This window comes from Variovorax sp. RO1 (assembly GCF_002849325.1).
GTDB lineage: Bacteria > Pseudomonadota > Gammaproteobacteria > Burkholderiales > Burkholderiaceae_C > Variovorax.
This window is the reverse complement of record NZ_PKMT01000006.1, coordinates 17,214-31,160: the sequence shown is the minus strand read 5'-3', so window position 1 is coordinate 31,160 and position 13,947 is coordinate 17,214. Positions and strand designations below refer to the sequence as shown.

Annotated in this window: 14 protein-coding genes; all 14 read right to left on the bottom strand. The window is 68.8% G+C overall.

All coding sequences use genetic code 11. The features are described from left to right. Nucleotides 1-44: 44 nt before the first annotated feature. The 14 genes from CY658_RS25215 to CY658_RS25150 are packed head-to-tail and all read right to left on the bottom strand — an operon-like array spanning nt 45 to nt 13,906. Nucleotides 45-1,151 carry a porin gene (locus CY658_RS25215; protein WP_101492812.1) on the bottom strand — a complete coding sequence of 369 codons (1,107 nt, stop codon included), beginning with the start codon at nt 1,149-1,151 and terminating at the stop codon, nt 45-47. A 56-nt stretch (nt 1,152-1,207) separates the two neighbouring features. Next, entirely contained in the window at nt 1,208-2,176 is a 969-nt protein-coding gene (locus tag CY658_RS25210) for a PDR/VanB family oxidoreductase (RefSeq protein WP_101492811.1), read from the bottom strand. A 23-nt stretch (nt 2,177-2,199) separates the two neighbouring features. Next, nucleotides 2,200-3,252, bottom strand: coding sequence for an aromatic ring-hydroxylating oxygenase subunit alpha (locus CY658_RS25205; protein ID WP_101492810.1), 1,053 nt, complete (start codon nt 3,250-3,252; stop codon nt 2,200-2,202). Nucleotides 3,253-3,264: 12 nt separating this feature from the next. After that, entirely contained in the window at nt 3,265-3,486 is a 222-nt protein-coding gene (locus CY658_RS25200; RefSeq protein WP_099796588.1) for a recombinase-like helix-turn-helix domain-containing protein, read from the bottom strand. Between the two features lie 31 nt (nt 3,487-3,517). Continuing rightward, nucleotides 3,518-4,699: an FAD-dependent monooxygenase gene (locus CY658_RS25195; RefSeq protein ID WP_101492809.1), complete on the bottom strand. Its 1,182-nt coding sequence runs from the start codon at nt 4,697-4,699 to the stop codon at nt 3,518-3,520. 28 nt (nt 4,700-4,727) lie between these two features. Continuing rightward, complete coding sequence (locus CY658_RS25190; protein ID WP_101493081.1) at nt 4,728-5,714, bottom strand: Bug family tripartite tricarboxylate transporter substrate binding protein; 987 nt, start codon at nt 5,712-5,714, stop codon at nt 4,728-4,730. A gap of 14 nt (nt 5,715-5,728) precedes the next feature. Further along, nucleotides 5,729-6,700, bottom strand: a complete 972-nt coding sequence (locus tag CY658_RS25185; RefSeq protein WP_101492808.1) for a VOC family protein — start codon at nt 6,698-6,700, stop codon at nt 5,729-5,731. 16 nt (nt 6,701-6,716) lie between these two features. After that, nucleotides 6,717-8,192 (bottom strand): aldehyde dehydrogenase, encoded by a 1,476-nt coding sequence (locus CY658_RS25180; protein WP_101492807.1) that lies wholly within the window; start codon nt 8,190-8,192, stop codon nt 6,717-6,719. Nucleotides 8,193-8,212: 20 nt separating this feature from the next. Beyond that, the gene (locus CY658_RS25175; protein ID WP_101492806.1) at nt 8,213-9,013 is read right to left on the bottom strand and encodes an aspartate dehydrogenase; all 801 of its coding nucleotides are present in this window, start codon (nt 9,011-9,013) and stop codon (nt 8,213-8,215) included. 20 nt (nt 9,014-9,033) lie between these two features. Further along, the gene (locus tag CY658_RS25170; protein ID WP_101492805.1) at nt 9,034-10,731 is read right to left on the bottom strand and encodes a thiamine pyrophosphate-binding protein; all 1,698 of its coding nucleotides are present in this window, start codon (nt 10,729-10,731) and stop codon (nt 9,034-9,036) included. Continuing rightward, nucleotides 10,724-11,563, bottom strand: a complete 840-nt coding sequence (locus CY658_RS25165) for an SDR family oxidoreductase (RefSeq protein ID WP_101492804.1) — start codon at nt 11,561-11,563, stop codon at nt 10,724-10,726. The genes CY658_RS25170 and CY658_RS25165 overlap by 8 nt, the downstream gene beginning before the upstream one ends. Nucleotides 11,564-11,579: 16 nt before the next feature. Next, nucleotides 11,580-12,413, bottom strand: a complete 834-nt coding sequence (locus tag CY658_RS25160) for an IclR family transcriptional regulator (RefSeq protein ID WP_101492803.1) — start codon at nt 12,411-12,413, stop codon at nt 11,580-11,582. Nucleotides 12,414-12,449: 36 nt separating this feature from the next. After that, on the bottom strand, nt 12,450-13,319 hold the full coding sequence (locus CY658_RS25155) for an alpha/beta fold hydrolase (protein ID WP_101492802.1): 870 nt from the start codon (nt 13,317-13,319) through the stop codon (nt 12,450-12,452). A 23-nt stretch (nt 13,320-13,342) separates the two neighbouring features. Beyond that, on the bottom strand, nt 13,343-13,906 hold the full coding sequence (locus CY658_RS25150) for a cupin domain-containing protein (protein ID WP_257884991.1): 564 nt from the start codon (nt 13,904-13,906) through the stop codon (nt 13,343-13,345). Nucleotides 13,907-13,947 lie beyond the last annotated feature (41 nt).

Below are 13,947 nucleotides of genomic sequence, written 5' to 3'. Positions count from 1 at the left end.
CCGGGGCTCTCTCTTGCGGGGGGGTGCGCGCTGTCTTGCCGCGCCTAGAACATGTGGCGCATGCCGAACTCGACGCCGCTGGAGGCGCGGTTGGGCCGCGTGATGGCGCCGGCCAAAGCCTGCGTTGCGCCGTTCTTGTTGCTGATGCGGGCAATGGTTCCGTACACCGCCGTGCGCTTCGAAAGGTTGTGCACGTAGCCCAGGGCCAGCTTCGACGTCGTGGGCTCGAGCACCGCGTTGAGCGGCTCCAGCTTGTAGCGCGCGTACGAGGCCTTGATCTCGCCCGGGCCGATGGGCAGCTGGAAGCCGACCAGCACGCCCTTGGCGTCGGTGCTGCCCTTCGACTCCTTGTACAGCTCGCTCGTGAGCTTGAGGTTCATGAGCGAGGGGCCGAAGGTGTAGGCGGCGCCGAGGTTGGTCACGCGCAGGTCGCCGCTTGCATAGCGCGTGCGGCCGGTGGCAATGGCCACGTTGAGGCCGCCGCTCTGGTAGCCGAAGCGCGCGCCCGTGTGCTGGCCGTCGTGCTTGTTCGACACCTGGGTGCCGGGCAGCACCGAGGTCGAGTCGTTCTCGCCCATCGCGTACATCACCTGGCCGTAGAAGCCGCCCAGGTTGGCCGGCAGGAAGTAGCCGACGCTGTTCGAAGCGCGCGTGCCGGTGGGTGCCACGAGGCCGCCCAGGCCCGAGAAGTAGATCTGGTTGGCGCCGATGCCGCCGCCGGTGCCGAAGGGGTCGAAGATCGCGGTGTTCCAGAAGGCGGGCACGTAGTCGCGGCCCATGCGCACTTCACCGAAGGGGCCGGCCAGGCTCACGGTCGAGCGGCGGTTGAAGCTCATCACGCCGGGCGTGCCGTTGCCGCTGGCCTGGTTGTTCGAGTTCGACGGAAAGCCCGTGCCGCTGTCGTTCTGCAGGCCCATCTCGAGCCAGAAGTTGGCCGAGAGTCCGCCGCCGAGGTCTTCGGTGCCGCGAAAACCGAGGCGGCTGAACATGTTGCCGCTGTTGCCCAGCTGCGTCTTGTGGGCCGATCCGTCGCCGCTGCCGCGCGTGTAGATCACGGAGGCATCGACCACGCCGAACAGCGTCACGGAAGATTGGGCCAGCGCTGCGCCAGCCGCGGTGGCCGCAGCCATCGCGATCAAGTACTTTTTCATTGAATGTCTCGGTTGGTTTTTCTCTCGGCCGTCTTGTGGGGTGTGGCCTCAGCGTCTCAAATGTCCAGCACCAGCCGCTCGCCTTTGCAGCGAGAGACGCAGATCATCATGGTCTTGTTGGACGCACGTTCGATCTTGGTGAGGATGCCGTCGTGGTGATCGACTTCGCCCTCGAGCACCGCTGTTTCGCAGGCGCCGCAGACGCCTTCCTTGCAGCTGTGGTCGGGGGTGAGGCCAGCGTCGATCAGGCTGTCGAGAATCGATTTGCCCGGGGGCACCTCGACGCTCTTGCCGCTCTTGGCGCACTGCACCACGCAGGTCTGTGTGGCGCTGGGCGCCTCCACATGCACGGCGGCGAAGCGCTCGATGTGTGCGTTGGCGTAGCCCAGTTGCTCGCAGCTCTTTTCAAAGGCGTCGAGCATCGGCGTGGGGCCGCAGCAGTAGTAATGGCTGGTGGCGCCCTTGCCGCCCAGCAGCGACGCGAGGTCGGGCGGTGCGCCCTTCTCGTCGTCGAAGTGCCAGGTGAGCTGCACCGATTTTTCGGTGGCCAGCGCCTCGATGGCGTCGCAGAAGGCGGCCTCTTTGCGGGTGCGTGCGCAGTAGACGATTTCGACGGGCTTGCCGATGGCGATGAGCCGCTGCAGCATGCACCAGATGGGCGTCACGCCGATGCCGCCGGCCACGAGCACCGAGCGTTCGGCGCCCTCTTCCAGCTTGAAGTTGTTGCGCGGCGCCGAGATGGGCAGCGTCATGCCCACGCGCAGCTGCTGGTGCACGTAGCGCGAGCCGCCGCGGCTCTTGCGGTCGTTGAGCACGCCCACCACGTAGCGCTGGCGGTCGCTCGACGGGTTGCACAGCGAGTAGCTGCGCACCAGCCCGTTGGGCAGGTGCAGGTCGATGTGGGAGCCGGCCTCGAAGGCGGGAAAGTCCACCGCCGGCGTGGCCGGCCGGAACTCGACGCTGACGATGCCGTCGGCCTCGTAGCGCATGGTGTGCACGAGGGCGTTCAGCGTGGGAGAAGACATGGCAATGCTCGCTTGCTTGCAGTTCAGGCCGTGGCGGCCTCGGCTTCGGCCAGCTGCGCTTGCGCGAGGTTGCGCATGTGGCGGCGCAGGCGGACGATGCCCAGGTCGTGCTGGTACAGGTTCTCGTGCTGGTTGGCATCGGCTTCCATCTCTTCGAGCATCACGCGGTCTTGTTCCAGCACGTGCCAGTGGCGCGCCTCGAGGCGGTTCTTGTAGAGGAAGCGCCAGGTGTCGCGCTCCCAGCCGGGCGACAGCTTGCGTGCGCGCCAGAAGAAGGTGGCGGTCATGCCGTTGGCCATGGGCGAGAAGGCGCCGATGATGATGAAGTTGCCACCGGGGCCGCCGGTCTTCGGGTACGGAATTTCCAGGCGCATCCAGTGGATGCCGGTGTCGGCCCACTCGGTCCAGTCGAAGTTGACGTTGCGCTGGCCTTCCTTCTCGAACACGAAGCCGATGTCGGTCGGGCGGACGCCGAACTTGGCGCTCGAGTCGCCCTCAGCCATCGAGTGCGACTGCTTGTGCAGGTACGTGCCGTGCATCGGGTCCATCACGTTGTCCAGCACGTAGCGGTAGTCGCCCTTCCATTCCGTGTAGCAAAGGAAGTTCGAGTACTCCGCTTCGTCGGTCAGCTGCTCGGGCAGCACCAGCGGCGGCGGCACATCGACCGGCTCTTTCGAGTTGTAGAGAAACACGGCGCCCGCGCGCTCCTGCACGTGGAAGTGCCGCGTGGCACGCGAGCCTTCGAGCTTGCAGCCCGGGCTGCCGGGCACGCGCGTGACCACGCCGTCATGGCGCACTTCGACGCCGTGGTACGGGCACGAGAGCCGGTCGCCCAGGATCACGCCTTGCGACAACGGCGCGCCGCGGTGCGGGCAGCGGTCTTCCAGCGCGTGCAGCACGGCTTCGCCGTCACGCCACAGCGCAATCTTGCGGCCGAGGCGGCGCAGGGAGATCGGGTTCTCCTTGATGAAGTGCGAGGGGCAGATCGGGTACCAGAGGTCTTTCAGGCCGATCTCGAGCAGGTGGTCGACCGGATCGGCAGGGGCCGGTGCGGCGGGATGGATGGCGATGGTCATGATGGGTTCTCCTCAGGCGGCCAGCGTGGCCATTTCCTTGCGGTACAGCGCCTCGGTCCACGCGAGGCCGCCCGGCGTGGCCAGGCCGCTGTCGTTCAGGCGCTGCACCAGGCCCGGCAGGTCATGGATGCCGTCGCCATAGGCGCGTTCGATCACGTCGCCCAGCAGGTCTTCGTAGGTGGTCGCGGGGCGCTGGCGCGCCTGGTGCGGTTGGAGAAAGCGGTCTTGTTGCATCGTGAGCCTCCGTATGGCGAGGAGAAAAAATTCAGGCAGTGGCGGCAGCAGTGGCGGTGACAGCGCCCTGCGCCGGCACGCCCAGCGGCACGGCCCAGGCGTCGTAGGCGTACACCCAGTCGGCATTGCCGCCTTCGCGCAGCCAGTTGTTGCCGCGCGAGCCGAGCTGCACCTGGCTGGCGCGTTCGATGCGCGCCGTCTGGTAGGCCTGCAGTGCAGCGGGAATGTCGGCCATGGCCACGCCGTCGAGGTGGCGCGACAGCACCACGGCGTCTTCGATGGCCATGCCGGCGCCCTGCGCCATGAAGGGCAGCATCGGGTGCGCGGCATCGCCCAGCAGTGCCAAGCGGCCCTGCGCCCAGGCGGGCATGGGGTCGCGCTCGTACAGCGCGGTCTTCAGCACCGTGTCGCAGGCGTCGAGCAGCGCACGCGCCTCGGGGTGGTAGGCCACGTACTGCTCGCGCAACTCGTCGACGCTGCCCGGCGCGGTCCACGACTCGAGGTGCCAGGTGTCCTGCGGCGTGGTCGCGAAGATGAAGATGTCCTTGCCGCGGTTCAGCGGGAACGTGACGATCTGGCTCTGCGGGTTCGGGCCCCACCACTTGGTGAAGGCGCCCAGGTTGGGCACGCCGGCCACGCGCTCGGCGGGCACCACGGCGCGGTAGGCGACGATGCCCGTGAAGCGCGGGCTCTCGGCGCCGAACATCGCGGTGCGCACGCCCGAGTGGATGCCATCGGCACCAAGGAGCACGCCCACGCGGGCGCTGGTGCCGTCGCTGAACGACAGGGTCACGCCCTGGTCGTCGGCCGCGATGCTCTCGGCGCGCTTGCCGAGTGCCACGCGTTCGGCGGGGAACATGTCGGCCAATGCGGCCAGCAGGTCGGCGCGGTGGATGGTGAGCTGCGGCGCACCGTAGCGCTGTTCGGCCGAGTCGGCCATTTCGAGGCGCGAGGTTTCTTCGCCGCTGTCGTAGGTGCGGCTGATGCGGTGCGACGGGCGGGCCGCCGTCACGCGGGCCGCTTCGCCCACGCCCAGGCCGTCGAGTGCGCGCACGGCGTTCGGCGTGAGGTTGATATCGGCGCCGACGCGGGCGAACTGCTTGGCCTGCTCGAACACGACCACGTCGTGCCCCGCGCGGCGCAGTGCGATGGCGGCGACCAGGCCGCCGATGCCGGCACCGACGATGCCGATGGTGGATTCGCTTGTCTGCATGGTGTCTCTCTTTGTTCTTGCGTGCGGCTTACTCGGCCACGATGTTGCGGGCTTTGATGATCCGGGCCCAGACGGCCGTCTCATCGCGGATGTGGGTGGCGAACTCGGCGGGCTTCATGGCCGCGTCGGTCATGCCTTGTGCCTTGAGGCGTTCGCGCACGTCGGGCTGGGCCAGCATCTCGGCCGCGTCTTTTGCGAGCTGTTCGACCACCGCGGGCGGCGTGCCCTTGGGGGCCAGCAGGCCGTACCACGAGGTCACGGCCACGCCCTGGATGCCCTGCTCCGCCAGCGTGGGAATGTCGGGCGCGGCGGGGCTGCGCTTGGCCTCGGTCACGCCCAGCGCAATGAGCTTGCCGTTCTTGATGAAGGGCATGGTCGCGGGCAGGTTGCTGAACATCAGCGGCACCGAACCGCCGAGCACGTCGTTGAGCGCGGGCGCCGTGCCCTTGTAGGGCACGTGCAGCAGGTCGATGCCGGCCTGCTGCTTGAACAGCTCGCCCGCCAGGTGCAGGCCGCTGCCCACGCCGGGCGAGGCATACGACAGCGTGTTGGGCTTGGCTTTGGCCATGGCCACCAGTTCCTTCGCGCTCTTGATGCCCGAGGCCGGCGCGGCCACCAGCACGTTGGGTGCCTTGGCGAGCATGGTGACGGGCACGAAGTCCTTCTCGATGTTGAACGGAAAGTTCGGCATCAGCGTCGGGTTGATCGTGAGGTTGCCGGCCGGCACCACCAGCAGCGTGTGGCCGTCGCCCTTGGCGCGCTTGACCTTGTCGATGCCGATGTTGCCGGCCGCGCCCACGAGGTTCTCGACCACGGCCGCCTGGCCGTAGCGCTTGGCCAGGCCGTCGGACAGCACGCGGGCCAGCGTGTCGACCGGGCCGCCGGGCGGGAACGGCGAGACGATGGTGAAGCGGTCGCTCGACAGCTGCTTGTGCACGTCGCTCTGTGCGTGCGCGGGCAAGGCGATGGCCAGCGCGGCGGCAGCCATCAGGGAGAAGGAAAAACGTCGTTGCATGAGGTTCACCGGGTTCATTTCTTCTCGGTCAGGAAAGCACCTTTCGGGCCTTCCGCGTTCTTCTGGCGGCGCGTGTTGCCGTCGAGGCCACCATCGACCGCCCATTCGGCGAACACGGTCGGGCCGGGTTCGAACTCGCGCGGCTGCCAGTCGGCGGTGAGCTGGTCTTCGTCGGCGTAGTACTCGATGAGGCCGCCAGCCGGGTTCTTGAAGTACCAGAAGTACGCGGACGACACCGGGTGGCGGCCCGGGCCCAGTTGCGTGTCCCAGCCGCAGCGCGAGAAATGCAGGCCGCCGCCGAACACCTCGTGGATGTCGCGCACGGTGAAGGCCACGTGGTTGAGCCCGCGCTTGCCCGAAGGAATCTGCAGCAGGAACAGGTCGTGGTGGCCGCCCTCGGCCGCGCAGCGCATGAAGGCGCCGCGGTTCGGATAGCCGTCGGATGACACGAAGCCGAAGCGCTGCGCGTAGAACGCGCTCGTCGCCTTCACGTCGCTCACGAAGAACACGACATGGCCCACCTCGATCGGCGTGGCGCGTTCGTAGATGGGTGCGGGCTGATTCACGCGCGGCTTGGCGTTCCACGTGTTCATGGCGCCGCAGTCGACCTCGACCGCGCGCTTGCGGCTCACCTGCAGGCGCACGGCCAGGCCGTTGGGGTCGGTGCAGCCGATGCGGCGCGCGCCGTCGACCGTGGTGTCGGTGAAGGCCGGGTCTTGCGCGATGGCGGCGGCGTAACGGTCCAGGTCCGCGTCGCTTTCCACGCCCCACACCACTTCACGCAATGTCGGGCCCTCTTCCATCGCGGGCGGCAGGCCGGGCTTGTCCCACGCCGCAACGACCACTTTGCAGCCGTTGAGGCACTCGAAGACGAGTTCGTCGGCGGCTTCGGACGTGAGTGAAAGGCCCCAGTCCTGGAAGAACTGGCGGCAGGCGGGCAGGTCGTCCGCGCCGTAAGTGATCTGGTCGATGCCAAGTACGCTCATGATTTTTCGCTCTCGTTCAGTTCGCCCAAGGCAGGGGTTGTTCGTTCGTGCCCCAGTACATGCTCTTCTGCTCCATGTACTGGAAGATGCCTTCGCGGCCCTTCTCGCGGCCCAGGCCGCTGTCGCGCCAGCCACCGAACGGCGTGGACACCGAGAACTGCTTGTAGGTGTTGACCCAGACCGTGCCGGCCTGCACCGCGCGGCCCAGCTTCCAGGCGCGCTTGAAGTCGCGGCTCCACACACCGGCGGCCAGCGCGTAGATGCTGTCGTTGGCCTGCGCGATCAGTTCTTCCTCGTTGTCGAAGGGCATCGCGACCAGCACCGGGCCGAAGATTTCTTCCTGGCTGATGCGGGCGTTGTTGCTCAGGCCTTCGAGGATGGTCGGCTGGTAGAAGTAGCCCTTGTCGTAGTCCGCGCCGTGCGGGCGCACGCCGCCCGTGCGGATGCGGCCGCCTTCGGACACGCCCAGGTCCACATAGCGCTCGATGCCTTCGCGGTGCTTCGCCGTGATGAGCGGGCCCATCTGCGTGCGCTCCGAGGCCGGATCGCCCACGCGCAGGGCATTGGCGCCTTCGGCCAGCCGCGTGAGGAACTCGTCGTAGATGCTGCGTGCGACAAACAGGCGCGAGCCCGCGATGCACGACTCGCCCGACGAACTGAAGATGCCGTACAGCACGCCGTTCACCGCATGGTCGAGGTCGGCGTCGTCGAGCACCATGGTCGGCGACTTGCCGCCGAGTTCGAGCGACACCGGCATCATCTTGTCGGCCGCGATGTGGGCGATGTGCTTGCCGGTGGTGGTGCCGCCGGTGAACGACACACGCTTGACCAGCGGGTGCTTGGTGATCGCGTCGCCAATCACCGAGCCCTTGCCCGGCAGCACGCTCACGATGCCCTTGGGCACGCCGGCCAGCTCGCAGATGCGCGCCAGCTCCAGCGCCATGAGCGGCGTGACTTCGGCGGGCTTCACAACCACCGCGTTGCCGGCGGCCAGCGCGGGCGCCAGCTTCTGGGCTTCGCTCGCGATGGGCGAGTTCCACGGCGTGATGGCCGCGACCACGCCCATGGGCTCGTGCACGCTCATCGTGACGAAGGCGCCGCGCGAGGGGGTGATGGTTTCTTCGAGCGTCTCGAGGGCGGCGGCGAAGAACTGGAAGGTGGCCGCGGCGCTGGCCACGAGGTTGCGCGTTTCGCTGATCGGCTTGCCGTTGTCCAGGCGCTGCTTCTGCGCGAGCGACTCGCCCTCTTCGCGGATCAGCTGCGCCACGCGGTGCAGCACGGCGGCGCGCTCGTGCGGCAGGCGCTGCGCCCAGCCGCTGGTGCGAAAGGCGTGGTCGGCGCGCGTGATGGCTTCTTCGACGTCGGCCAGGCTCGCGGCCTTCAGGCGCGCAATGGGCTCGCCGGTGGCCGGGTACAGGCTTTCGTAGACGTCGCCGCCGCCCAGGCGCCATTCGCCGGCGATGCAGATCGGAAGGAGTTCGGTGGAGATCATGGGGTGACTCGGAAGGTCAGTCAGATGGCCAGGGGCGCGACGCGGTTGCGCAGCGCGCGCACAGCGCTGTACACGGTCAGGGCCGAGGTCTTGGGGTTGGCCGCGAGCGGCTTGTTGCGCATGGTCAGCGCGAAGCTGCCGAAGGCGCCTTCGGCTTCGACGGTGTGCACGTTCTCGGTGGTGGCCGGGTCGGCAATGAGGCGCACCAGCGTCTGGTCCAGGCCCAGGCCCGCGAGCGACACGGTGGCTGCCACGTTGGCGTTCTTCGGATAGAGCAAGGCCGCTTCGCGCGCGCTGCCTTCGAAGATGACGGTTTCGTGGGCCAGCGTGTCGAGGTCGCGGCCCTGCTCGGCCGGCGTGCCCTTCCAGGCTTGCGGCGGCTTGCGGCCGGTGTAGCGCACGCTGCTCAAGCCGCCGATGCGGGCCGCGGCGAGCGCGTCGATGCCGCCGATGGCGCCGGGAATCAGCTGCACCTGCGTGTGGCCGGCGATGGCGGCGGCTTCGAGCTTCTCGGCGAAGCCCGCGGCCGACAGCGCGCCGACCGATGCGACCACGCAGGGCGTGCCGCGTGCCAGCGCAGGCAGCACGTGTTCCTCAATGGCGGCATGGCCGGCGGTCTCGACCACGAGGTCGATGCCGCTCGCGGGCACGGCGCTGCCCACTTGCGCGTCGGGCGCGACCTTCTGCGCGGCGGCAACGCCTTCGGCCGGCACGACGATGGCCACCACCTTCAGGGCGGGATCGCCGCGCAGCAGTTCGAGCACCGAGGTGCCGATGGCTCCGCAGCCGACGAGTGCAATGCGCGTGATGGCAGTGGTCATGCGTGGGGCTCCGCGTTCGCTCACTGGGCCGCGCCGAGCGCGGGAATCTGCGTGACCGTGTTGGTCGGCGGGCCGGCGAAGGTGGTCTTGAAACCGCCGATCGACAGCATGTCGATTTCCAGCAGGAACGGGCCGTTGGCGGCGAGCGCCTTGTCCAGGTGCGCCGGCAGGTCGGCCAGGTCTTTCACGCGGGCATGCGGCAGCGCGATCGACTGGCACAGCAGGTCGTAATCGGGCGTGTGCAGCTCGGCGTAGCACTGGCGGCCGCCGTACTGCGCGTCCTGGATGTTCTTGATGACGCCGTAGCTCTTGTCGTTCATGAGCACGATGACCATGGGCGCCTTCTCCTGCACCATGCAGGCCAGCTCGCCCAGGTTCAGGATGAAGCCGCCGTCGCCGGCCAGGCAGAAGGTCTTGCGGCCCGAGCCCGTCACCGCCGCGCCGATGGCCGCGCCGATGGCCATGGGCATGCCCTGGCCGATGCCGCCGCCCGTGGCGTGCACGCCGGCGCTGGGTTCGAACACGCGCAGCTCGCGGTTGCCCCAGGTGCTGTTCGACACCGTGACGTCGCGCACCCAGTTGAACCGGCGGCCGGCCACCGACTGCAGCTGGCGCACGAGCTCGGCGTACGGGCCGAGGCCGTCGCGCAGCGTGGCCACGGCCTGGTCGTGCGCGGCGCGCAGGTCGACCAGCAGCTGCGGGTCGGCCTTGTACTTCGCGGCTTCGAGGCGATCGGCCAAGCCGTCAAGGGCCAGCGCGGAATCGCCACAGACAAAGGCTTCGGACGCATAGCAACGGCCTTCGGCGGCGGCATCGGCGTCGATGCGGTACAGCGTGCGCGGCAGCTTCAGTTCGTACTTGAGCGTCTCGTTGCCGCGCAGGCGCGAACCGACCACGAGCATCGCGTCGCAGGTCTGATAGAAGGCCTCGACGGGCTTCTGGATGTTGTAGGCGCCGAGCGAGCCGGCATCGTCCTCGGGCACCGTGCCGCGGCCCTGCGTGGTCGTGACCACGCCGAAGCCCAGCTTCTGCAGGCGCTGGATGGCGGCGCGGGCATGGCGGGCACCGCCACCGACCCACAGCAGCGGACGCTGGGCGGTGGCCAGGCGCGCGGCCAGTGCATCGAGGCCTGCGGCCGAGGGCACGGGACGCTCGATAGGCAGCGGCGACAGGTCGGCCGGCATGGTCGTGAGCGCCGACTGGATGTCGATCGGAATCTCCACGCTGACCGGGCCGGTCGGCGCCGTCATGGCGAGCTGCACCGCGCGCTTGAGTGTGCCGAGCACCGTCTCAACGCTGCGCACGCGCAGCGCGGCCTTCGACACGGCCTTGAGCATGGTGAGCTGGTCGGGCGCCTCGTGGATGTACGACATGCCCTTGTCCAGGTACGGCGTCTCGATCTGGCCCGTGATGTGCAGCAGCGGCGCACCGGCGGTCAGTGCCTCGACCATGCTGCCGGCGATGTTGCCCGCGGCCGGACCGGTGCTGGTGATGCACACGCCCAGGCTGGCGGTGGAGCGCGCATAGGCATCGGCCATGTTGCCTGCGCCGGCCTCGCCGCGCGCCGAGATGAAGCGCACCGTGCCGCGCTGCGCGAAGGCATCGAGGATCGGCATGTTGTGGATCGAGATGACGCCGAAGGCTGCCTTGACGCCGCACTGCTCGAGAAAGGCGGCGACGACGGCGCCGACCGTGACGGTGTTGTTGGGGTTATGCATGGCGGGAATGGCCTCCGGAAATATCGATGTGGCTGCCGGTCGTGTACGACGCGAGCGGTGAAGCAAGGAAAAGGATCGCGCGCGCGGCTTCGGTCGGAAGCCCCAGGCGACCCAGCGGGATGTGTTTGGTGGTGGCGAGCTGGCGGCTCCAGGCGGCCCAGTCCTGCGACTTGTCTTCGCGCGCCTCGAAGCGGCGGCGCCACTGGCCCGACTCGACCAGGCCGATCAGGATGCCGTTGACGCGCACGCCCTGCGGCGCGAACTCGGTGGCCATCGAACGCACGAGGTTCAAGAGGCCGGCGCGCGCGGCCGAGGTGGCGACCATGTGCGGCTCGGGCTGGCGCGCGAGCAGCGAGTTGGCGCAGACGATGGCGGCATCGCCGAGCACGGCGCGCTGCGCGGCGAGCTGCGGCAGGAAGGCGCGCGTGGGATGGATGACCGAGAAGAACTTCAGGTGCAGCTCTTCCATCCAGGCCGCGTCGTCGGTGTCGGCGAACGTGGACACACGCCCCTGCCCCGCGTTGTTGACCAGCATCGACGCCGGGCCGAGCGCGGCCTCGCTCGCGGCGGCGAAGGCGCGCACCGAGGTGGCGTCGAGGACGTCGCAGGTCTGTGCGAACAGCTTCGCGTCGGGGTACTGCGCACGCAGGCCGGCCACCGCGGCATCGAGCCGTTCGGCGTTGCGGCCACACAGCGCCACGGCAGCGCCGCAGCCGAGCAGCAACTCGACCGTGGCCAGGCCGATGCCCGACGACCCGCCCGTGACCACGGCCACGCGGCCGGCCAGTGCGTCGGCGGCGAAGAAAGAGGGGGAAGGAGCGGAGGTCGTCATGATCGAAAAAAGCGTGTCAGGCGCTGCGCAGCGGAACCACCTTGGCGGTGCGTGCGGGCGAGTAATTGAGCAGGCCCGAGATCTCGTCGGCGGTGCCGCGCACGCGCAGCACCATCTCGTCCATGCGGTTCTCGTCGATGTGGCCCGAGGTGATGGTGGCGCCCAGCGCCGCCACGATGTGGCCGCTGTGGTCGCGCACCGGCGCGGCGATGGTCGAGATGTTCGATTCGAAGAAGCCCTCGCCCAGCACATAGCCGCGCTGGCGGTCGGCCTGCACCATGTCGAACAGCTCGTTCACGGTCTTGGGCGTGCTCGGCGAGAAGGTCTCGAGCTTGTCTTCGGGGTACAGCGCGCGCAGCTGCGGCAGCGTGAGGTCTTCCAGCAGGATGCGGCCCAGCACCGTGGCGTGGGCCGGCAGGCGCGTGCCCACCGTGACCGAGCTGGCAAACGGCGTGGCCGGCGCCACCTTGGCGACGTAGACGATCGAGCGGCCGTCGCGCACCACGAGATTGCAGGGCGTGCGCAGCTCGTCGCACAGGCGGTTGAGCAGCGGCGTGCCCAGTTGTGTGAGTTCCAGCGAGGCCAGGTATTCGAAGCCCAGGCGCAGCACGGCCAGGCCCAGGCGGTAGTCGCGGCCGCCCTCGGCGCGCTCGAGGAACCCCATGTTCTCCAGCGTGGTGAGCAGGCGGAAGACGGTCGAGCGCGGCAGGTCGAAGCGGCGCGCCAGCTCGGGCGCGGAGAGCGTGCGGCTCTCGCGGCTGAACTCGCACAGCAGGCGCAGGCCGCGCTCCAGCGCGGGCACGTTGTAGCGGTCTGCGCCCTCTTCCATCACTTCGTTGTCGGTGGCCATCTGGGAATTCCTCTCGGTTCTCTTGTTCGTGTCGGGTCAGCCGGCGAGCGATTCGCGCAGCAAGGCGGCGACGGCCTGTGGTTGTTCCACATAGCCGGCGTGACCCGCATCGTCCACCAATTCAAGCGGCACGCCGCAGCGGCGCGCGACTTCTTCGCAGGCAGCCGGTGGCGTGACGACATCGAGCGCACCGCAGGCCACGCGCACCGGCATCGGGGGCGGCAGGTCGGCCAGCAGGTCGGCGTTGCACAGCAGCTCGACGGCCTGGCGGTAGCCGTGGTCGTTCAGGCGCGCCATGTTCCAGCGCACCCACTGGCGGGCATGCTCGGAGGCACCGTCGGACACGAGCCGGCCCGCGCGCTTCGCGGCCATGCCGGCGATGCCGAGGTCGTCGAGCGTGGCCAGGCGTTCGGCGCGCACCTTGGCGCGGGCGTCGATGCGGTCGGGGGCGCCGTAGCCGATGGCGGGGCTCACGAGCACGAGGCGGCGGATGCGGGCACTGGTGCTCGAGTCTTCGCGCGCAGCCGATGCGGCGGTGATGGCGCCCAGCGAATGGCCGACGAGCACGCAGGAGCGGATCGAGAGCGCGTCGAGCAATTCGCCCAAGCGTGCGGCGTAGTCGGCGGCGGTCGGCGCAGCCGAGGCCAGCGGCGTCGAGCGGCCGTAGCCCGGTGCGTCCCACGCGATGAGGCAGGCCTGCGGCGCCAGCAGCGCCGCGGTGTCGAGCCACGAGGCCGCGCCCGAACCAATGCCATGCAGGCACACGATCACCGGGCCCTGTCCGCATTCGCGCATCGACACCACCGCGCCGCCGCCGACCGCGACGTCGCGGGCCGGAAAGCGCGCGTCGAGCCGCGCCAGCTCGGAAGCCGGCAGGGTCTGCGCGGGGATGTCGATGGTGCCCATGGCCTGCTCGCTCGTTCGTTCGCTCAGCGCTTGATCTTGGCCAGCGGATGGTCGGCCGGGTACGTCGGCTTGATCGGCTTTTGTGCGCCGAGCATCACGCACATCAGCGCGTCTTCGTCGCCGATGTTGATCTCTTCGCGGTACACGCCGGGCGGCACCGAGATCAGGTCGCGGTCGGTCATGATGGTTTCGAAGCGCTCGCCGTCCTTCTCGATGACGACCTTGAGCTTGCCGCGGATGAGGAAGAACACTTCTTCCACGTCGGTGTGCAGGTGCGGCGGGCCTTCATGGCCGGCCGGGATCACCATGGTCGAGAAGGTGAAGCTCTCCGAAGCCACGGTGTTGGTGTCGGCCGCGACACCGGTGCCGCCGGTGCCCACGTAGCGCATCTGCGCACGGCGGAACTTGGGGTCGAAGTCGGCCTGGAACTTCAGCGCGTCCCAGTCGTACGTGCGGGTTTCGTAGCGCGCGATGCGGGTGTTCATCCACTCGGCCAGGCTGCTGCCCTCGGGCTGCACCAGGGTGCTGCCGACATCGGCAGCGGCGGTGTTGCTGTTGATCTTTTGCTGTTCGGACAAATCGCTCATGGGTGTACTCCTTGGTCGGGAAAATTCGTTCAGTGATGCGC